This is a genomic window from Streptomyces sp. GESEQ-35, from assembly GCF_017948485.1.
In the GTDB taxonomy this organism is placed as follows: domain Bacteria; phylum Actinomycetota; class Actinomycetes; order Streptomycetales; family Streptomycetaceae; genus Streptomyces.
This window is the reverse complement of the sequence record NZ_JAFFSX010000001.1, coordinates 736059-755608: the sequence shown is the minus strand read 5'-3', so window position 1 is coordinate 755608 and position 19550 is coordinate 736059. Positions and strand designations below refer to the sequence as shown.

The window sequence follows — 19550 nt, the reverse complement described above, 5'->3', positions numbered from 1 at the left end:
TCGACGGCCCCGCCCGCTGTCACTCGCCCCGCCCGCCTGTTTCCCCTGAACGGCGCTGCCTACAGACTGCTCGCGGGTGTGAGCAGGTCGTCGAGGCCCACCCGGCGGAAGAACTCCGCCCGGATCCGGTCGGCCACCGCGGAGACCACCTCGCTGCCGTCGCGGCTGGGATCGACATGGACCCGGAACGGCCGTTGCCCGGAGGGCAGTTCGACGGTGCGCACGACGGCGTCGGCGACCTCGGAGACGTCCGCGTCCGGTGGGATCAGCCCGGCGAGCCGTACGTTGACGTCGTCCATCAGCGCCTTGTAACGGGCGTCGTAGGCGGTGGCCCGGTCGGAGTCGGCGGGGGAGCCGGCGTGCGCGAAGTGGTTCGTGCCGGAGGTGAAGGCGCCGGGAACCACGATCGTCGTGTCGATCCCGAACCGTATGAGCTCGGCGGCATAACTGACGGCCAGGGCGTCCATCGCCGCCTTGGCCGCGAAGTAGGGGGCGAGGAAGGGCGGGCAGCCGCCGCGTGTGCTGGAGGAACCGATCCACACGAGGTGACCCTGGCCCTCGCGACGCAGCTGGGGCAGCGCAGCCCGGTTGACCCGCTGGGCGCCGAGCACGTTGGTGTCGTAGACGTCGGCGAACTGCTCGGGTGTGAAGGCCTCGGCGGGGCCCAGCACCATGTGGCCCGCGTTGTGCACCAGGGTGTCGAGACGGCCCTGTTCCTCGATGACGTGGGCGACGGCTGTGTCCGCGCTGTCCTGGCTGCTCACGTCGAGTTCCACGGCCCTGAGGTCGGCGCCGTGCTCGGTGGCGTATGCGGCGAGGTCGGTGGCGGCCTGCGCGTTGCGGGTGCCGAGGGCGCGCATGCCCGCGTAGACGGTGTGGCCGCCGCGGGCGAGCGCGCGGACGGTGAGGGCGCCGAAGCCGCTGGAGGCGCCGGTGACGAGGACGACCTTGCTGTCGTTCATGACTGGTCCTTGGGGAGTGAGAGGCGATGGGGGGTCAGACGATGCCGCCGTTGGCGCGCAGCACCTGCCCGTTGACCCAGTGGCCGGCCGGGCTGACCAGGAAGGACACGACGGAGGCGATGTCCTGCGGCGTGCCCAGGCGCTCCAGTGGAGGCTGCGCGGCGAGACGGGCGATGGTCTCCTCGTCCTTGCCGTCGAGGAAGAGGTCGGTGGCGGTGGGGCCGGGCGCGACGGCGTTCACGGTCACATCACGGCCGCGCAGCTCTCTGGCCAGGATCCGGGTGAGTGTCTCGACCGCTGCCTTGCCGGAGGCGTAGGCGCCGTAGCCGGGGAAGAGCAGTCCGACGACCGAGGTCGAGAAGTTGACCAGGGCGCCGCCCGGACGCAGTCGGCGCGCGGCCTGCTGGTCGACGACGAAGGCGCCGCGGACGTTGGTGCGGTACTGCGCGTCCAGCTCGTCGAGGTCGAGCTCCGTGACGGGGGAGAGGGCCATCCGGCCGGCCGCGTGCACCACCGCGTCGATCCCGCCGTACGTGGCTTCCGCCAGGTCGAACACGGCGGCGACCTCTGTCTCGTCGGCGACGTCCGCGCGGGCGGCGACGGCCGTGCCTCCGGCGGCTTCGATGGTGTGCACGGTCTGCTCGGCCGCGTCCTTGTTACCCGCGTACCCGACGACGACGGCGAACCCGTCGGCGGCGAGTTGCTGGGCGACCTGCCGTCCGATGCCGCGCGAAGCTCCGGTGACGATCGCGACACGCTGCTCTGTCCGGTGCGGAGTGGTCATGACGAATCCCTTCGTAGCGCTGCTACGTTCATTTCGTATCGACGATAACATGGATTCGTAGCGACGGTAACCTGCAACTCGTATCAGTGCTACGAATGGCGTACTGTGAACGCATGGATGCGAGGGAAAAGATCCTGGAAGCGGCCACGGACCTGCTGGCCGAGGCGTCGGTCGCCGATGTCTCGACGCGCGCGGTGTGCGAGGCCGCAGGAGTGGGCGCGCCGATGCTCTACCGGCTCTTCGGCGACAAGGCGGGGCTGCTGTCCGCCGTGGTCGACCGGGGATTCGAGCAGTACCTCGCCTCCAAGCGTGCGGCCCGGCCCAGCGGCGACCCGGTCGCCGACATCAAGAGCGGCTGGGACAACCACCTGCGGTTCGCGTTGGACCACCCCAACCACTACCGCCTGATGTACTCGCCCGAGCTCACCGCACCGCCCGCCGCGGCGAAGGAGGCCCACGACCTGCTGCACGGCATCCTGGAGCGCTGCGCGGCCGCCGGACGGCTGACCGTCCCGCCCGCCCTGGCGACCCAGGTGATCATGTCGGCGAACGTCGGGGCCGCGCTGTCGATGCTCACCCGGCCCGAGCAGTACCCCGATCCGCAGTTCTCGGCCCGGCTGCGCGACTCCGTGATCGACTCGCTGACCCGCCCGGCCGACTCGGCCGTACGCCGAGAGGACGGAGCCGTCCCGGTGGCGGCCGCCACGCTCGCCGCCCGGCTGCGGGCCGAACAGCCGCAGGAACTGACCGCGGCGGAGGCGGCCCTGCTCCAGCAGTGGCTGGAGAAGCTCTCCGCGACGTGACGCGTCAGCGGTCCCCTGGAGGTGGCTGGACGAGCCCCGACCGGAGAGCCCACCCGGCAGGGCACGTCTCGGCCAATGTTAAGTCAACTGCTTGACTGAGTTGGCGGGGCTCGATTGTCTGGTGGTGCACCGATCCCCCCCACGGCTGAGGAGCCACTCATGCAGTCGAGTGCCGACCAGCAGCTCACCTATCCGATGTACGGACCTACGGCGCTGGGGGCACCCGAGGAGTGGGATCGGCTGCGCCGGGAGTGCCCTGTGGCGCGCGTGACCCTGCCCAGCGGAGACGAGGCGTCCCTGCTGACCCGATACGCGGACGTCCGTGAGGTGCTCTCCGACGGGCGGTTCAGCAGGAGGCTGGACGCGGACGACGCCGCCAGGATCGCCGACAGCGAGTCGGGCGGAGTGTTCAACAGGGGCGCCGACCGCGACCGCTTCTCCCGCTGGTCCGACGCCCTTCTCAACCTGATCCGGTACACCCAGGCGGAGACCGACGCGGCGCAGGACGAGTTCGCCGGCTACCTGACCGGGTACGTCGTTGCCAAGCGCAAGGAACCCGCGGACGACCTGCCGAGCGAGCTCATCACGGCGGTGGAGCCCGACGACTACCGGCTCTCCGAGCGGGAGTCGGTGTTCACCGGCCAGGCGTTGCTGGTGGCCGGGCACGAGACGACCGCGAACATGATCGGCAAGATGGTGGCCATGCTGCTCGCCGACCGGCGACCCTGGGAAAGGCTGCCCGCCGACCGCAAGCTGATCCGGCCGACGGTCGAGGAGGCGCTCCGGCTCGACGCCAACGCCGGGGTCGGCATGCCCCGCTGCATCAGTGAGACCGTCGAGGTCGGCGGCGCGACGTTAGCGGTCGGCGCGACCGTGATGTGCAGCATGGCCGCCGCCAACCGGGATGATGAAACGGCCTTCGAGGCCGCCGAGGAGATGACCCTCGACCGCTCGCCCAACGCTCATCTCGCCCTCGGCGCAGGACCCCACCCCTGCCTCGGACAGGCGCTGGCCCGCACGGAGCTGCAAACCGTCCTCGACGTGCTCTTGCGTAGGCTTCCGTCTTTGGAACTCGCCGTCGACGCGGCGGACCTGCGGCGGCTCGAGGGACTGGCCGTCGGAGGGCTGAGGGAAGTCCCGGTGAAGTGGTGATCATGGCAGGCAGGGCGGTACGTGCGGAGCAGGTCAACGCGACCCGGGAGCTGATCCTGACCGCGGCGGAGCGGCTGTTCGCCGAGCGCGGGGTGTACGCGGTGTCCAACCGTCAGGTCAGCGAGGCCGCCGGTCAGGGCAACAACGCCGCGGTCGGCTACCACTTCGGCACCAAGGCCGACCTGGTCCGCGCGATCGTCCGCAAGCACGACGGACGCATCGAGGAGATCCGCTCCCGGCTGCTCGCCGGGATCGGTGCCTCCACCGACGTACGCGACTGGGTGGACTGCCTGGTTCGGCCCGTGCCCGAACATCTCGCGGCACTCGGCAGTCCCACCTGGTATGCCCGCTTCTGCGCCCAGGTGATGACCGACCCCACGCTGTACGAGATCATGATGGAGGAGTCCCTCAGCTCGCCCTCGCTGCGGCAGATCATCGATGGTCTGCGGCGCTGTCTGCCCGACCTGCCGCCCGACGTGCGCGCCGAACGCGGCGACATGGCACGCCATTTGATCCTGCACATCTCCGCCGAACGGGAGCGCGCACTCGCCGAGCAGGCTCCCACCCCGAGGGCCAACTGGAACGACGCCGCGACCGGGCTGACCGACGCGGTCGTCGGTATCTGGCGGGCACCTGTGACGCCGAGCCCGTGACGTGCTACTTGAGTCAGGCAAGCACATATGCGTTACTTGAGTCAAGCAATCCGAGCCGAATTACTTGAGTAAGGCAAGCAGTGGGGTTAGGGTGATCGGCATGTTTCCCTTACCGCCGACGGCCGCTCCGTCACTGGAAGCGATCGAGATCGAGCGGGCCCTCACCCGTGCCGCCTACCTGAATGCCAGCGCTCGGCGGCATGCCGTGCTGGCGGCCCTGGCCGGCGTGCCGCTCGACCGGGCCGCGGTGGCGCTGCTGCGCAGGCTCGCCGACTCGGAGCCGCTGCGGCTGGGGGAGCTGGCCCAGCAACTCGCCGTGGAGGCATCCCATGTCACCCGGCAGGTTCAGCAGTTGGAGAGATCCGGTCATGTCGTACGTGTCCCCGACCCCGACGACGGGCGCGCCCTGCGTGTACGGCTGACACCGCTCGGCGCGGACGCCGTCGCCCGCGTCCGCGACATCGGCGCACGCGGCATGCAACTGGCCCTGGCCGACTGGTCGCCGGAGGAGCTGCGGCAACTGGCCCTGCTCTTCGGGCGGATGGTGGACGCTCTCCTCGCGTACGCCGTCGACGAGGGCCAGGCGCCCGACACCCCCACGGACTGACGGACGGGGCCCGGACGTGTCCATGTACGGAAGCACCAGCGAGAAACCGGCGCTTGCCCGCGGGTCCGGTCAGCACGTCCTGATCGTCGCCGGCGAACCGGACATTGCCGAACTCCTGTCGACCACGCTGGAACTGGCGGGCTACCGCATCAGCACGGCCGACAGCGGGGCCGCGGCGCTCGCCCGGGTCCTGGAGAGCCAGTTCGACCTGGTGGTCTTCGATGCGACCCTGCCGGACGTTCCGGGCCTCGGCCGGGCACGCAGGCCGCCCGCCGAGCACCGCCCGCCGGTCCTGTTCCTGACGGCCTACGACACCCTCGACAGCCTCCTGCCGGAACTCGGCCTGGGGGAGCGGGACTACGTCACCAAGCCCTTCCGGGTGGCCGAAGTCCTGGCCCGCGCCCAGGTCCTGCTGCGCGGCGCCGGCCCCGTACGGGTCCGTGACGGCGCCCTGCGCCACCAGGACCTGGCCCTGGACGACACCCTGTGCCAGGCGCGGCGCGGGACGCGCGTACTCGACCTCACGCCCGCGGAGTACCGGCTCCTGCGCTACCTCCTGGTCAACGCGCACCGGGTGCTGTCCAAGGAGCAGATCGGCCGTTACGTCTGGGGCGACTTCCGCGGCGACAACGCCATCGAGCAACTCGTCTCCCGGCTCAGGCGCAAGGTGGACCAGGACGCGCCCACGCTGATTCACACCCGGCGGGGCTTCGGCTACTGGCTCGGCCGTGAGGAGGCGGGATCCTGACGGGCCTCCGAGAGGTCTGAGCTCGGTCAAGTCCCGGGTGCTGTACGCAAGTTGGGCACCGGTGGGGTGTGATCCGGGTCACGTCAGCCTTCTGTCAGGTAACTGACCGGAAGGAGTCAGCCCGGCCTGTTTGCATGTGCTCATCGAGGCCTCGACGACTTGATCCCGGCGCTCCGCCCCGACGGAGCCCCCACCACCGAGGAGAGCCATGGCCGACACCCTGACCGGCACCCCGTCCGACGCGGCCGCGGAGGTACCCGCCTATCCCATGCAGCGCGACGCGCGGTGCCCCCTCGCGCCGCCGCCGGCGGTGCACCCCATCCGTGAGACGGAACCGATCAGCCGCGTGCGGATCTGGAACGGTGCCACCCCGTGGCTGATCACCCGCCACGCGGACCAGCGCGCCCTGCTCACCGACCCGAGGGTCAGCGACGACGACCTCGACCCCGGTTTCCCCTACGTCAACGCGCACCGGGCCGAGATCGCACCCCACACGCCCCGCCTCATTACCAACACCGACGCGCCCGAGCACACCCGGCTGCGCCGCTCGGTCAACGCCCCGTTCATCGTCAAGCGGATCGAGGCCATGCGGCCCTACATCCAGAAGCTCGTCGACGATCTCATCGACGCCATGCTGGACGGTCCGAACCCCGCCGATCTGCTGACCGCGGTCGCGCTGCCGCTGCCCTCGCTGGTGATCGCCGAGCTGCTCGGAGTGCCGTACCAGGACCACGACTTCTTCCAGCGCAGCAGCAGCCTCGTCCTCGACGGCTCGGCGGACCCGGCCGAGGTGCGGCAGGTGAGCGGGGCGCTGATGAAGTACCTGGCCGACCTGCTCACGGAGAAGATGGAACACCCCGGCGACGACGTGGTGTCCGAGATGGGCGGCAAGGTCAAGGCGGGCGAGATGACCCACGCCGAGGCCGCGAGCATGGGCGTCGCCATGCTGATCGCCGGCCACGAGACCACGGCCACGATGATCAGCCTCGGCACGCTCGCCCTGCTGGAGAACCCCGACCAGCTCGCCCTGCTCCGCGACACCGACGACCCGAAGGTCATCGCGAGCGCGGTGGACGAGCTGCTGCGCTACCTGTCCATCGTCCAGACCGGAGTGCGCCGGGTCGCCAAGGACGACATCGAGATCGGCGACCAGGTCATCCGCAAGGGCGAGGGCATGATCTTCGACCTGCACTCCGCGAACTGGGATGCCGAGGCGTTCCCCGAGGCCGAGCGGCTCGACATCACCCGCGCCGCCCGCCAGCACCAGGCCTTCGGCTACGGCCCGCACCAGTGCCTGGGCCAGAACCTCGCCCGCCTCGAACTCCAGGTCGTCTACGGCACCCTGTACCGCCGAGTCCCCACGCTGCGCCTGGCCGCGCCGATCGAGCAGCTCGCCTTCGACCACACCGGGACTACGTACGGCGTCAAGTGCCTGCCTGTTGCCTGGTGACCGACCCTCTGCACAGCCAAGCGCCCCCACGAACGAAGGAACCAACCATGCGAGTGGAACTCGACGAACCGAAGTGCGTGGCCTCGGGACAGTGCGTCATGGCCGCTCCCGACGTCTTCGACCAGCGGGACGACGACGGCGTGGCGATCCTCCTCGACGAGGAACCCGCCGCCGACCTCCACGACGAAGTGCGCGAAGCCGCCGCGATCTGCCCGGCCGCCGCCATCCGGCTGGTGGAGCAGTGAACCGGATCCTGGTCGTCGGAGCCTCGGCCGCCGGCCTCGCGGCGGCCGAGACGCTCCGCCGCGAGGGCTACGACGGCACGATCACCCTCGTCGGCGAAGAGCCGCACCTGCCGTACGACCGTCCGCCGCTGTCCAAGCAGCTGCTGAGTTCGGAGTGGGACGCCGGACGGCTCGACCTGCGCGCCCCCGACGACCTGGCTGCCCTCGGCCTCGACCTGCGTCTCGGCGCGGAGGCCATCCGCCTCGAACTCCCCGAACGCACCGTGCACTTGGCCGACGGTTCCGAGGTGAGGTACGACGGTCTGATCCTGGCCACCGGGGTCCGACCGCGCCGCCTGCCCGGTGAGGGCGCGCATGTGCTGCGCACGCTGGACGACGCCCTGACGCTGCGGGACCGGCTGGGTCCGGGCCGGCGGCTGGTCGTCGTCGGCGCGGGCTTCCTCGGCGCGGAGGCCGCCGCCGTCGCCTGGCGTCTCGGCGCCCGGGTGACGCTTCTGGAACCCGCGCCGGTGCCGTTGGCGCACGCCGTCGGCACCGCTGTCGGCCACGTCCTGTCGCAGGCCCACCGGGAACGGGGGGTGGACCTGCGCTGCGGGGTCACGGTCACCGAGGTGACCGAGGACGGCGTGCGGCTCGCCGACGGTGAAGTGGTCGAGGCCGACGAGGTGTTGGTCGCGATCGGCTCGCTGCCCAACACCGAGTGGCTCGACGGCAGCGGGCTGACCGTGGGCGACGGCGTGATCTGCGACGAGTACTGCGAGGCCGCGAAGAACGTATACGCGGCCGGTGACGTCGCCCGCTGGTACAACCCGCTGTTCGGCACCGCGATGCGCATCGAGCACCGCACCAATGCCGCCGAACAGGGCATGGCCGCCGCCCGCAACCTGCTCAACCTCCAGGGCCGCAAGGCGTTCGCGCCGGTGCCGTACTTCTGGTCCGACCAGTACGACATGAAGATCCAGGCGTACGGGTTCCTGCGTGGCCACGACGAAGTCGCCGTGGTGGACGGCGACTTGGCGGAACGCCGCTTCCTGGCCGTGTACCGCACCGGTGACCGGGTGTCCGGCGTTCTCGCGGTCGGTATGCCGCCCCGGGCCATCCGGCAGTGGCGGCAGGCGATCGCGTCCGGTGCCGACTGGCGCGAAACCGTACCCGCCGAGGCATCGGCCGCGGCTGAACCGAAGGAGGCAGTCCATGGCGGGATCCCCAGTCACAGAGCGTCGTGACGTCGTCGTTGTCACGGGGGCGGGAGGGATGGGGACGGCGGTCGCACGCCGGCTCGGCAGCGGCCGCACGCTGTTCCTCGCCGAGGCCTCACGCGGCCAACTCGACCGTGCCGTCGACGCGTTGCGTGCCGAGGGGTACGAGGTCGAGGGCATGGTCGTCGACGTGTGCGACCGGGCGTCGGTCGAGCGGCTCGCCGAAGCCGCCTCCGACGCCGGGCGGTTGACGGCGGTCGTGCACACCGCGGGCGTCTCCGCGGCGATGGCCTCGGCCCGCACGATCCTCGAAGTGAACATCGTCGGCACGGTCCATGTGCTGGACGCCTTCGAACCCGTGGCCGTCCGGGGCACCGCGATGGTGTGCGTGTCCAGCATGGCCGGTCACTACTCCTCCCTCACCCGGGAGCAGGAGGCCGTACTGGCCACGGCGCCCGCGGAGGAACTCCTCGGGATGGACGCCGTCGCCGCCGTCGGAGACGACGGGATCATGGCGTACATCCTCTCCAAACGCGCCAACCACGTGCGGGTGGAGGCCGCCGCGCAGGCCTGGAGCCGGCGCGGTGCGCGGGTCAACTCGGTGAGTCCCGGGGTGGTTTCCACGGCGATGGCGAAGGCCGAGGCCGACTCGGAATCCGGCGAGCACATGCTCAAGATGCTGGAGGCCTGCGGCGCGGGCCGGGCCGGGACACCGGAGGAGATCGCCTCCGCGGTGGCCTACCTCACCGGCCCGGAGTCGCTGTACGTCAACGGCACGGACCTGCTTGTCGACGGCGGCCAGGCAGCCTGGATCCGCAGGCACCGCGTGGCGTGACCGGCACGGCAGAATCCGGCGTACGGTTCGGCTCGTCTGCCGCACCTGCGCCTCTTCCTTGGAAAGGGCCTCTGATCCGTGGCGGAGGCCTTTTCCCGGCACCCGGAGGACGAGTTGCCCGGACGGCGTCGGGAGCAGTGCGACCGGCAGGAACCGGGCACGTTGGAGGCAACCGGGGTGCGGGTCGGCGTTCGTCGACTCGGTGATGGCGCGGGCCGGTCGGCAAACCGCTCGTCGAGACCACGATGAAAGAGTTCAACAGGGTCTTCTCACTCGACGTGGCCAGCGGGTTCCTGGCGGTCCGCGAGGGTGGCGGCAGCATCGTCATCATTTCACCAGGGCGTCCGGGCCGACACCGTCCACCCTGGGGCCATCTCGAAGGGCGGGTCCAGGTCGGCGACCAGGACGAGCCGCAGGTTCCTGCCGTTCATGTCCGCGTCGGGCTGCCTCGTACACTCTCCTCCTGCCGCCGGCAGGCCTCGGAGATGTCGCGCCTCGCCGCTTACCCCCGGACTGCCACCACAGGGAGCCATCCGCCCGTCCACCCGTTCGGCAGCACGACGCGCCTGCGGGCCGGGGCACCCCTAGCATGCTGACTGTGCGACCCATTCTCCCGAAGATCGAGGGCGGCCGGGTACAGGGCCTCCTGCAGCTCATCGAGGACGGCATCCACCTCGTCGTCGCGGCGCTCCTCGTACTGCTCGCCGGGATCCTGACCGTCGAGGTCGTCCACGACGTCATCAGGTCGATCCAGGGGCCGTACCGCGAGGAGACGGTCGTTCTCTCTGCCCTGGACAACGGCCTTGTGCTGTTCATCGTGGCCGAGCTGCTCCACACCGTCCGCCTCACCATCCGGAACCAGACCCTCGACGCGGAGCCGTTCCTCGTCGTCGGCCTGATTGCCGGCATCCGCAAGGTGCTCATCGTGACGGCCGAGGCGGAGAAGTCCTTCCGGTGGAACGTCGAGGGGATCGAACTGCTCATCCTGGCCGGGCTGATCCTCGTGATGGCGACAGCGGTGTACGTGTGGCGACGCTCGACGCGGCCGGGAGACTACTTCCCGCTTCAGGAGGCGCGGCGCTCCCCGTCGCCGGAGCCGTCACCCACCCCGGTGCGCAGGTCCTGATCCGTCACCTTGCGCAGCCACGGCCGCCATCACACCCGTTGCTCCTCGCGAGCGGAGCCGAGGGATGGTCCGCGTCAACCGGCCCTGGCTGCTCTTCACCGGCCTCTCCCGAGCGCTCCCTGGCGTGTTCGCCACCACGGCGTTCGGCCTCATGAGCAGCGACACCTGGGGGTCACCCCTCACGTGGGACCGCTCCGCGACGCGGTGTTCACCCTGCTGTCGATCCGCACGCCCGTCCGACCACCCGGGCAGTCGGACGCCTGGGCCTGGCAGGGCAATACGGGGAGGCCAATTGGGCCCGACATGCGCATGCGTTCGCGCGCCCCCGTCGGCCAGGCTGACGGGGAAGCCCAGGGGCCGGGAGCCGCCCCGGCGCCCGCAGCCGGAGGTTGCCGCCATGACCGTGATGTCCATCGCCAGGTTCGAAAGGTTCTTCCGCGCGGCCGCGGGGCTGGACGTCGACAAGAACGATCTCAAGCGCTACAGCGACTTCGTCGACGCCAAGCTCTACGACCTGCTGACCGTCGCCCAGGCCACTGCCAAGGCCAACGGGCGCGACATCATCCGGACCTGTGACCTACCGGTCACGAAAGGCCTGCAAGAGAGCATTCACCACTTCCGGAAGATCGACCAGGATGTAGAACTCAAGCCGATCCTGGAACAGCTCGCCACCCACCCCGCTCTGGACCGCACGCCCGACGAGGAGACCGAGGCGGCCTATCCGGACATCATCGGCGGACTCAGCCTGGCCCTTGCCCAGAGCTTCAAGATCCTCCACCCCGACCTGAAGAACCCCCAGACCCAGCACTGGGGCGAGGCCCGAGCCGTCTTCGACCTCCTGCTGTGAGTGGCGACCGGACCAGGCGGTGCAGGTCACGGCCCAACAGCGTCAGCGCGCTCTGCTACCTCGGCTGACGCACCTGGTCGGTGAGCCGGCCGAGACCGCGGCGGGCATCCGCCGGCTGCTGGAGCAGACCGCTGTGCGGCTTGCGGGGATCCGCACGATCCCCGACCGGCTCGTGTCGTCAGCCGATCCCGATGCCCGACCAATCCGCAAGGGCAAGCCCCAGCACCCCAGGTCGATCGGCTCACATCCCGCGCGTCGGAGAGCTCGGATTGTGGCGGCTCGACCTCGCAGGGATCATCGAAGGCATGGACAGGAAGTCCGAGTGGAAGAAGGCCCCTCCGGCGGGCTGAACGTATGCCTGCCCCTGGCCGACGGAGCGGAGCGGCTGGGCGTCGTGGAGCTGAACATGAGCACCCTGGACGGGCTCAAGCTACGCCGCTGTCGCCATGGCAGGCTGCCGCAACGCCCGGCGCAGCGGGGCAGACCTGAACGACCTCGCCGGCACCGTGGACGAGGCGCTGGCCAAGTGGCTTCCGGAGCAGTTCTGCCCGGGCATCTTCACCCAGTTGCACATGCCCACCGGTGTGCTGCGCTGGTGCAACTGCGGCCACCCGCCTCCGTTGCTCATCCGTCGCCACCGCCTGCTCCACAAGGCCTTGGAGCGGCCAGCTGAGCCTCCTTTGGGTCTGCCCGCCAGTCTCGCCGGGACCGCCCGTCAGGTGCACGACGTCAGCCTCGAACCCGGTGACCGAATACTGCTCTACTCAGACTGCGTCGTGGAGTCACGCGATGATGCAGGCGAAGAGTTCGGCCTGGAGACGTTGACGTCGGTGGATCCAGCAGGAGAGTCCGGGTCCGGGCGAGCAGGCCGATGGCGGTCAGGGACAGTTCCAGCCAGATACTGCACGGATCCCTCACCATCACGGGTGTCGGTGAGGAAGGCCTGGTGGCGCATGCCCTCGTCGAGGTCGAACAGCGCCAACTGGGCTCCGGGGTGCGGGCGTTCGCGCCGCACGATGATTCTTGTGCCGTCGGGACAGCCGTCAGATCGACCATGCCGGTCAACTCGGCGACCTCGGAGCCGGCCCGCAGGTGGGTGAGGAACGCTGCCCGGGCCTTGTCGGCGTTGTCCAAAGTCTCAGTCTTGACGAGACTCGCGAGTTCTTGCACATTCCTCTCGCTGTCGACGGTCGCCGAGGGTTGTGTGCTGCAATCGGAACATGTCTCTGGGCGAGCTTCGCGACCTGCTGGAACGGCATGTGCGTCCCGATTTGACCACTGCCATCGACGGTGTCCGGATCTGCAAGGCCGACCATGCCGTGCCGCCGGAGTCCGCCATGTCCGGCACGGTCCTGGCGGTCATCGCCCAGGGCCGCAAGCGTCTGGCACTCGGAGACCGCGTCTACGAGTACGGCGCTGGTCAGTACCTCATCGCCTCGGTAGACCTCCCGGTGACGGGGCATTTCATCGACGCCGCCCCGGGACGCCCCACGCTCGGTTTCGGGATGACTCTGGAACCTGCTGTGATCGCGGAGCTGCTGTTGCAGGCCGGGCCGGGGGACCTACCGAGGTCCCCCGGCACCGCACCCCCGGGCATCGCGGTCAGCGATGCCCCGGACGAGTTGCTCGACGCTGTCGTACGGCTGGTGCGCCTGCTCGACCGGCCACAGGACCGGAATGCACTGGTTCCGCTGGTCAAGCGCGAAATTCTCTGGCGATTGATGACCGGGGAACAAAGCGGCGCCGTGCGCCAGCTCGGCCTGGCCGACAGCAGCCTGACGCACATCAGACGTGCCGTGCAGTGGATCCGGGAGAACTACACCCAGCCGTTCCGAGTCGAGGAGGTAGCGAAGCTTTCCGGCATGAGCGTCTCTGCTTTCCACCGGAATTTTCAGTCGATAACGGCGATGACCCCGATCCAGTTCCAGAAACACATCCGGCTACAGGCGGCGAGACTGCTGCTGGTGAACAGCCCGAATGACATCACCGGCGTCGGACACCGCGTCGGATACGACAATCCCTCTCAGTTCAGCCGCGAGTACCGGCGTCAATTCGGTGCCCCGCCCAGCATTGACGCGGAGCGCATGCGTGGCGGAGCCGGTCCCGCTGCCGCTGCACTGCCGTAAAAACCGCCTGAGCGAAGAGGATCGTGCAACCACGCGAGAGGATCTTGCTGGCACAGAGCTCGTGGCGCTGTTTGCATGGGGGTACCGGGATTTTCCACGGATTCCGGGACGCGAAGCAGGAGGCGGGTAATGAATTTCGCCGATCGCTCACTGATCGCCTCCGAGGGAGAGAAATATGAATTTCCGCACCGTGGACGACGCCGTCGCCCGCGCCCTCGCGATCGGGCCGGACTCGTCGACGACCGCGCACACGATCGACATCACGACGCTGGGCGCACGCAGCGGCATCGCGCGGCGCATCGAGATCTGGTTCCACCGCGTCGACGGTCGCTGGTACCTGACCGGCATGCCGGGACCTCGTAACTGGTACGCGAACCTGCGGGCCAATCCGCGGTTCATCGTGCATCTCAAACACGGGGTAACGGCTGACCTACCCGCGACCGCGGCACTGGTCGACGAGCCGACACGGCGGCGAGTGATCACCGAAGTCCTCGAATTGCAGAACCGGCCCGAGATCGCGACGCGGGTCAGCCGGCGCCAGAACTTCGACGAATGGTTCGCGGGCAGCCCGCTGGTCGAGATCGTCTTCGACGACGAGCAGTTGCGGACAGCCTCCTCGGCGCCGACCCGGTAGTTCGAAACCTCAGCAATCAGCGATGCCGTATGCGGCCACTGATCAGACAACCGCCGCCCCACTCCGTGGGTTTCGGCGGCGAACGAGTCCAGGAGTCCTCCATGCAAGAGAACGTGATCAACAAGATCTACATAGACGGTGAGTTCGTCACCCCGCACGGCACTGAACTCGCCGACCTGTTCAACCCCGCCACCGGGAAAGTGATCGGGCAGGTCCAGCTCGCCGACGAGGTGGACACGGATGCGGCTGTCACGGCGGCGAAGCGCGCACTGCCGGCCTGGTCCGCGACATCGAAGGAGGAGCGGCTCGACGCGCTCCGCCGGCTCCAGGCCGCCGTCGCCGCGCGGACGAGCGAGATCCAGGAGGCCGTCCTCCTGGAGTACGGCGGGCCGGTGCGCAACGCGTGGATGGTCGGTTCGGCCGTCGGTGCGTTCGCCGACATGATCACGACCTTGGAGGGATTCGACTTCACACGGCACATCGGCACCGCGACCGTGGAGTTGGAGCCGGTCGGCGTCGCGGGCGTGATCACGCCGTGGAATTCCGATCCGTTCTTCATCTCCAACAACGTCGCGACCGCTCTGGCGGCCGGTTGCACCGTCGTCATCAAGCCGAGCGAGATGAGCGCGATGCAGACCTATGCGCTGACCCGGGCACTCCACGAGGCCGGGCTGCCGCGGGGCGTCTTCAACATCGTGACGGGGCTCGGCAATGTCGTCGGGAGCGCGATCACTCGTCACCCCGACATCGCGAAGATCACCTTCACCGGTTCGACCCCGGTCGGCAAGGTCATCCTTCGCGACGCGGCCGAGACCTTGAAGCGCGTGACGCTCGAACTCGGGGGTAAGTCGCCGTCGATCATTCTCGACGACGCCGATCTCGATCAGGCCGTCACCGGCGCGCTCATGGCCGGGTTCGCCAACAGCAGCCAGGCGTGTGTCGCCGGCACCCGCATCCTCGTCCCGGAGAGCCGACTGGACGAGATCATCGCTGTCGCCACGGAGAAGATGGCCGACTTCCCGGTCGGCGATCCCAGCGACCAGGCAACGGCCATCGGTCCGATGGTCAGCGAACGTCAGTGGGAGCGTGTCCAGGGCTACATCCGTCGCGGTGTCGAGGAAGGCGCCCGGATCGTCGCCGGCGGACCCGGCCGTCCCGAGGGACTGGCGGACGGATACTTCGTGCGACCGACTCTGTTCGCGGACGTCACCAACGACATGACGATCGCGCGTGAGGAGATCTTCGGGCCGGTGCTGTCGATCCTCACCTACCGTGACGAGGACCACGCGGTGGAGATCGCCAACGACACCGACTACGGCCTGCACGCCTATGTGTTCTCGTCGGATCCCGCGCGTGCGCATCGCATCGCGTCGAGGCTCCAGGCGGGCCGGGTGGCGATCAACGGCGGTTTCGAGTCGCTGTCCCCGTTCGGGGGGTTCAAGCAGTCGGGCATTGGGCGGGAGTACGGCACCTTCGGTCTTGAGGAGTTCCTCGAGACGCGGTCGGTGATGGCCTGACCGGCGTGCCAGGGCCTCGTGACTGATACGCGAACCTGCGCGCCCATCCGCGGTTCATGCCGACGTCAGTACGCCGAGCCCTCCCGCCGCGCAGCGTGCACCAGTTGCCGACCGCAGGCCTGCTCGGCGTGCTGGGCCGCGTTCATGATCTCCTCCGCCCGGATCACGGCAGGAGCGCGGCAAACGAGTTCGGCACCCGGGATTTGAGGTGCTGCCATTCGCCGGCGCTCACATGGCGCTCCAGAGATTTCAGTACGGTGCGCACCAGCTTCTCGCTGCCGCCCTCGACCGCATAGGGGAATTCGCTCCGGACCCGTGCGAAGAACTCCTCGTTGCTCATCTTCACGGGCGTCTCGGCCGGCTTCCAGCCGTCGTAGTAGATGCCCCGGACGATGGTCGGCAGCTGGGCGCCGAACTGTACGGCCGTCTCGACCGGGAGACGATCCCGGAGCGGGTGCAGCACGGCCAGGAGAAACCTGTCTCAACCATTTTTCGTGGGCCTTTCGTTCTGGGCGCCTCACGGGCTCAGTCCGCGAGGTCGGCCTTGCCGAACAGGACCGCGTAACTGGAGGGGAGTTGGCTGATGATCTGATTCAGCTCTCCGCCGGTGACAGCGTCGGCAACGGTGGTGAGGACCGCGCTGGCGTCCCACTGCGCCGTACGCGGCCGGGCGTGGGTGCGCTCGGCGACCCGGCGGTAGAACTCCTCGATCCCGAAGCTCTTCGCCTGCTGCGGCGTGGCATGGTTCAGGACCTGTCCCAGTGGGCCGGGCAGCTGGGATGCGAGGTCCTTGACCTCTCCCGGGCTGATCCGTTGGGCCAGCACTTCCAGCACGGCGTTGGTGACGTCCGCGGCTTCGTCCTGGTCGTTGTATTCGCCCAGCTCGCGTACACGGGCGAGGAATCCGTCGTATTTCATCGCTGCCTTCCTTCTGCCCGCTCCGGTCACCGCTGGTCATCGGGGTCGCCCGGTGCGCTGTCGTGCCGTCCGGGTCCGTCCGCCGGCGCGTAGCTGCCGTTCGCAAGGCTCTTGGCCCGGGACTCCCGCTCGGACTCACGCAGGGCACGGCGGAAGCGCCCGGGGCCCCAGGAACGGCCGCCCACGGCCTGTTCGAGTCGGTCGCGGCTGGTCGGGCCGGCTTCTTGGAGCGTGTGGGTGATCTGTTCGATCTCTTCGTCGAGGCGTTGTTCGGCCATGGCGGACGTACGGCTTGCCGTGCCCGCGGTGCCGGCCATCCCCGGCGAGTACAGGGTGCTGCCCGGTCCGGTGCCCGGGCGGTAGCGGCGGGCTCCGGCTCGCTCCCGCTCCTGGCGGCGTGCGGTGCGGTCGGCGATCCGCCGTTCCCGCTCGTGCGCGGCCTGCCGGACGTGCGCGGGCCGCAGGCGGTCTCGTCCGTCCTGTGGGGCGGGCTCGTTGCGCCAGGCTGCTTCGGCTTCCTCAGCGGTGAGCGGCCGGGCGATGTTCTCCAGGGACTGCTGTTCGGCCCGGACACCGAAGAAGACCTCGGCCACCCCGCCCAACGCCATTGCTGCCGCTCCGACGAGGAAGCCGATGGCCACCAGGTCGGCCTCGCCACTGTGAATCAGGTGGCCGAACAGAAGCGGGCCGGTGATTCCGCCCACGGCCGTGCCGATCGCGAAGAACAGCGAGATGGACAGGGCTCGGGTCTCCATGGGGAAGACCTCGCTCACCGTCAGGTAGGCCGAGCTCGCTCCCGCGGACGCGACGAAAAAGGTCAGCGAGACCAGAAGGAAGAACGACCATGTCGTCAGGGAGCCGTTGATCAGCAGGACGGCGAGGACGGCTGCCACGACTGCCGAGCCGAAGTAGGTGCCCGCGATCATCGGCTTTCTGCCAACGGTGTCGAAGAGCCGGCCGAGAAGGAGTGGTCCGAGGAAGTTGGCGATCGCGAAGAGGACAAGGAAGTAGGGGATCGAGCCGGAGCCGATGTCGAAGAAGCCGTTCAGGATCGTGCCCAGGTCGAAGACGATCGCGTTGTACAGGAACGCCTGCCCGACGAAGAGCGCCAGACCGAGAACGGCGCGACGCGGGTACCGCCGCAGGGCCACGCCGGCGATCTCCGTGAACGGGATGACGTCGCGCTGCCGTACGGTGACCGCCTCGCCCGGTTCCGGCAGCTCACGGCCGGTCTCCTGGCGCACCTCGGCCTCGATCCGGTCGACGATGCGTTCGGCCTCGGCTTGATGCCCGTGGATGAACAGCCAGCGCGGGCTCTCCGGCACATGGCGGCGTACCAGCATGATGCCCAGGCCCAGAATGCCGCCCAGGCCGAAGGCCAGCCGCCAGCCGAGGTCGGCTGCCAGCAGCCCCTCGTTGAGAAGCAGCACGGCGACCAGGCTGCCGAGCGCCGCACCGATCCAATAGCTGCCGTTGATGGCCAGATCCACCTGCCCGCGGTTGCGGGCAGGAATCAGCTCGTCGATGGCCGAGTTGATCGCGGCATACTCCCCGCCGATGCCCATACCGGTGATGAATCGGGCAAGGTACAGGTACCAGGGGTCATGGGCGAACGCGGTCGCGACGGTGGCGAGGATGTAGATGCCGAGCGTGAGCATGAACAGCTTCTTGCGCCCGTAGCGGTCGGTGAGCCTCCCGAACAGGAGAGCGCCCGCACATGCGCCTGCGACGTAGATGGCGGCGGCAGTGCCTATGTCGGCGCTGGTCAGGTTGATGCCGCTGCCCGGCTCGGTCATACGGGCGGCAACCGCCCCGACGATCGTCACTTCGAGTCCGTCCAGAATCCAGACGGTTCCCAGACCGATCACGATCCGCCAATGGAATGGGGACCACGGCAGCCGGTCAAGCCGGGCGGGGACCTTGGTGGTGACGACACCGAGCTCGGCGGTGGTGGTCATGCCATGCCTCCTCGATCAGGGCCATGGGCTGTTGCCTGGAGAGGGGCAGAACGGGCCGGAATGGGCCGGTCCGCATAGGGTGGTCTGCTGTGCTGCGCTGCCACCTTCTGGGACACCGTTTTCGCTTTCTTCATGAGGGCGACACGATGCTCTGGCACTGCGCGCGTGGGTGCGGAGCGGAGGGCAGCAAGCGATATCCGACGGCCCAGGACGCCGAGCGTTACGCACGGGCATTCGACCGCGAGGACCAGGCGGACATGGGCCGGAGAGCACCGCTGGGCCTGCTCCCCCTTCGGCTGCTGCGCGCCTGGCGGCTGCGGCGCCGAAAGGAAGCCGGTGGGGAGCCGCGTGCCGAGTCTCCGCCGCCGTGAGGGGTTGTGACACGGGACGTCGTTCATGAGTCACCCCGGGTGTCGAGCCTCGCCGGGCCGGCCGCGGTGCCGGACGGGTGCCCGGAACCGCGGCGTTCGCGTCTCAGCCGCCGGTCTCGGTGCTTTCACTCGTCTCGCTGATCTCGACGTGCCGGGGCTTTGTGACCTCGGCCTTGGGGACGGTGATGGTGAGCACCCCGTCCGACATCTGCGCATTGATCTTTTCGGTGTCGATCTCCCCGGGGAGCCGCAGCCGGTACTCGAAGGCTCCGGTGCGGCGGGTGCTCCGGCGCAGGACGCCTTTGCGTTCCTTCTCCTTGATCTCTCCGGTGACCACCAGCTCCTGGCCGTTCGCTTCGGCGTTGATGTCCTTGCTCTTGACGCCGGGGAGTTCGATCTCGACGTGGAAGGCGTCGTCGGACTCCGTGACATCCGCCAGGGGTGTCCAGGCGACTGCGGGAGCAGCGCCTCCCACCGTGGATTCGATCAGTCCGCTCATCTCGCTGAGCAGTTGGTCGAACTCCGTCAGCGGATTGCGTGCCCAGCCAAGAGGCCTGTCCTGCATTGCGCCACCGCGGTGGCGCCGGACGGGCGTGGTCATTCCCATCGCCTCCT

Annotated in this window: 21 protein-coding genes and 3 pseudogenes; 17 read left to right on the top strand and 7 right to left on the bottom strand. The window is 69.1% G+C overall.

Annotated elements, in window-relative coordinates:
• Window positions 1–59: 59 nt before the first annotated feature.
• Together KCH87_RS03345 and KCH87_RS03340 are read right to left on the bottom strand one after the other, a co-directional pair.
• On the bottom strand, window positions 60–962 hold the full coding sequence (locus KCH87_RS03345; RefSeq protein WP_210583884.1) for an SDR family oxidoreductase: 903 nt from the start codon (window positions 960–962) through the stop codon (window positions 60–62).
• A 34-nt stretch (window positions 963–996) separates the two neighbouring features.
• A complete protein-coding gene (locus KCH87_RS03340) occupies window positions 997–1746 on the bottom strand; it encodes an SDR family oxidoreductase (RefSeq protein WP_210583882.1) in 750 nt (249 codons plus the stop codon).
• A 113-nt stretch (window positions 1747–1859) separates the two neighbouring features.
• Here KCH87_RS03340 and KCH87_RS03335 point away from each other — a divergent pair, with 113 nt between their 5' ends.
• The 13 genes and pseudogenes from KCH87_RS03335 to KCH87_RS48795 all read left to right on the top strand — a co-directional run.
• Complete coding sequence (locus KCH87_RS03335) at window positions 1860–2549, top strand: TetR/AcrR family transcriptional regulator (protein ID WP_210583880.1); 690 nt, start codon at window positions 1860–1862, stop codon at window positions 2547–2549.
• 159 nt (window positions 2550–2708) lie between these two features.
• Window positions 2709–3701: a cytochrome P450 gene (locus tag KCH87_RS03330; protein WP_210583879.1), complete on the top strand. Its 993-nt coding sequence runs from the start codon at window positions 2709–2711 to the stop codon at window positions 3699–3701.
• Window positions 3702–3703: 2 nt separating this feature from the next.
• A complete protein-coding gene (locus KCH87_RS03325; RefSeq protein ID WP_210583878.1) occupies window positions 3704–4354 on the top strand; it encodes a TetR/AcrR family transcriptional regulator in 651 nt (216 codons plus the stop codon).
• Window positions 4355–4454: 100 nt separating this feature from the next.
• Entirely contained in the window at window positions 4455–4961 is a 507-nt protein-coding gene (locus KCH87_RS03320; RefSeq protein WP_210583877.1) for a MarR family winged helix-turn-helix transcriptional regulator, read from the top strand.
• A 22-nt stretch (window positions 4962–4983) separates the two neighbouring features.
• Window positions 4984–5709: a response regulator transcription factor gene (locus KCH87_RS03315; RefSeq protein ID WP_210583876.1), complete on the top strand. Its 726-nt coding sequence runs from the start codon at window positions 4984–4986 to the stop codon at window positions 5707–5709.
• Window positions 5710–5917: 208 nt separating this feature from the next.
• Window positions 5918–7159, top strand: a complete 1242-nt coding sequence (locus KCH87_RS03310) for a cytochrome P450 (protein ID WP_210583874.1) — start codon at window positions 5918–5920, stop codon at window positions 7157–7159.
• 47 nt (window positions 7160–7206) lie between these two features.
• Window positions 7207–7404, top strand: a complete 198-nt coding sequence (locus tag KCH87_RS03305) for a ferredoxin (RefSeq protein WP_210583872.1) — start codon at window positions 7207–7209, stop codon at window positions 7402–7404.
• On the top strand, window positions 7401–8630 hold the full coding sequence (locus KCH87_RS03300) for an FAD-dependent oxidoreductase (RefSeq protein WP_210583870.1): 1230 nt from the start codon (window positions 7401–7403) through the stop codon (window positions 8628–8630). The genes KCH87_RS03305 and KCH87_RS03300 overlap by 4 nt, the downstream gene beginning before the upstream one ends.
• The gene (locus KCH87_RS03295; RefSeq protein WP_210583869.1) at window positions 8599–9438 is read left to right on the top strand and encodes an SDR family oxidoreductase; all 840 of its coding nucleotides are present in this window, start codon (window positions 8599–8601) and stop codon (window positions 9436–9438) included. The genes KCH87_RS03300 and KCH87_RS03295 overlap by 32 nt, the downstream gene beginning before the upstream one ends.
• A 589-nt stretch (window positions 9439–10027) precedes the next feature.
• Complete coding sequence (locus tag KCH87_RS03290) at window positions 10028–10564, top strand: phosphate-starvation-inducible PsiE family protein (RefSeq protein ID WP_210583868.1); 537 nt, start codon at window positions 10028–10030, stop codon at window positions 10562–10564.
• 397 nt (window positions 10565–10961) lie between these two features.
• On the top strand, window positions 10962–11411 hold the full coding sequence (locus tag KCH87_RS03285; protein WP_210583867.1) for a DUF1931 family protein: 450 nt from the start codon (window positions 10962–10964) through the stop codon (window positions 11409–11411).
• 61 nt (window positions 11412–11472) lie between these two features.
• Window positions 11473–11652: pseudogene (locus KCH87_RS03280) on the top strand (ISNCY family transposase); the annotation flags it as partial.
• A 205-nt stretch (window positions 11653–11857) separates the two neighbouring features.
• Window positions 11858–12184 (top strand): annotated as a pseudogene (locus tag KCH87_RS48795) (PP2C family protein-serine/threonine phosphatase); the annotation flags it as partial.
• Window positions 12185–12324: 140 nt separating this feature from the next.
• On the opposite strand, the pseudogene KCH87_RS48790 reads toward KCH87_RS48795, so the two are convergent.
• Window positions 12325–12503 (bottom strand): annotated as a pseudogene (locus KCH87_RS48790) (IS1380 family transposase); the annotation flags it as partial.
• A 128-nt stretch (window positions 12504–12631) separates the two neighbouring features.
• On the opposite strand from KCH87_RS48790, the gene KCH87_RS03270 reads away from it, so the two are divergent.
• From KCH87_RS03270 to KCH87_RS03260, 3 genes are all read left to right on the top strand, one after another.
• A complete protein-coding gene (locus KCH87_RS03270; protein ID WP_210583866.1) occupies window positions 12632–13537 on the top strand; it encodes an AraC family transcriptional regulator in 906 nt (301 codons plus the stop codon).
• A 190-nt stretch (window positions 13538–13727) separates the two neighbouring features.
• Window positions 13728–14171, top strand: a complete 444-nt coding sequence (locus KCH87_RS03265; protein WP_210583865.1) for a nitroreductase/quinone reductase family protein — start codon at window positions 13728–13730, stop codon at window positions 14169–14171.
• Between the two features lie 101 nt (window positions 14172–14272).
• Window positions 14273–15688: an aldehyde dehydrogenase family protein gene (locus KCH87_RS03260; protein WP_210583864.1), complete on the top strand. Its 1416-nt coding sequence runs from the start codon at window positions 14273–14275 to the stop codon at window positions 15686–15688.
• 163 nt (window positions 15689–15851) lie between these two features.
• Here the strand turns inward: KCH87_RS03260 and KCH87_RS03255 are convergent, their stop codons facing one another.
• From KCH87_RS03255 to KCH87_RS03245, 3 genes are read right to left on the bottom strand one after another with little or no spacing between them, the layout of a single operon-like run.
• Window positions 15852–16157: a DUF2267 domain-containing protein gene (locus tag KCH87_RS03255; protein WP_308298741.1), complete on the bottom strand. Its 306-nt coding sequence runs from the start codon at window positions 16155–16157 to the stop codon at window positions 15852–15854.
• A gap of 56 nt (window positions 16158–16213) precedes the next feature.
• Window positions 16214–16606, bottom strand: a complete 393-nt coding sequence (locus KCH87_RS03250) for a DUF2267 domain-containing protein (protein WP_210583863.1) — start codon at window positions 16604–16606, stop codon at window positions 16214–16216.
• Between the two features lie 26 nt (window positions 16607–16632).
• The gene (locus KCH87_RS03245) at window positions 16633–18564 is read right to left on the bottom strand and encodes an MFS transporter (protein WP_210583862.1); all 1932 of its coding nucleotides are present in this window, start codon (window positions 18562–18564) and stop codon (window positions 16633–16635) included.
• 146 nt (window positions 18565–18710) lie between these two features.
• Here KCH87_RS03245 and KCH87_RS03240 point away from each other — a divergent pair, with 146 nt between their 5' ends.
• A complete protein-coding gene (locus KCH87_RS03240) occupies window positions 18711–18935 on the top strand; it encodes a hypothetical protein (RefSeq protein ID WP_210583859.1) in 225 nt (74 codons plus the stop codon).
• Window positions 18936–19038: 103 nt separating this feature from the next.
• Here KCH87_RS03240 and KCH87_RS03235 read toward each other — a convergent pair whose 3' ends face one another.
• Entirely contained in the window at window positions 19039–19536 is a 498-nt protein-coding gene (locus tag KCH87_RS03235; protein WP_210583857.1) for an Hsp20/alpha crystallin family protein, read from the bottom strand.
• Between the last annotated feature and the right edge of the window lie 14 nt (window positions 19537–19550).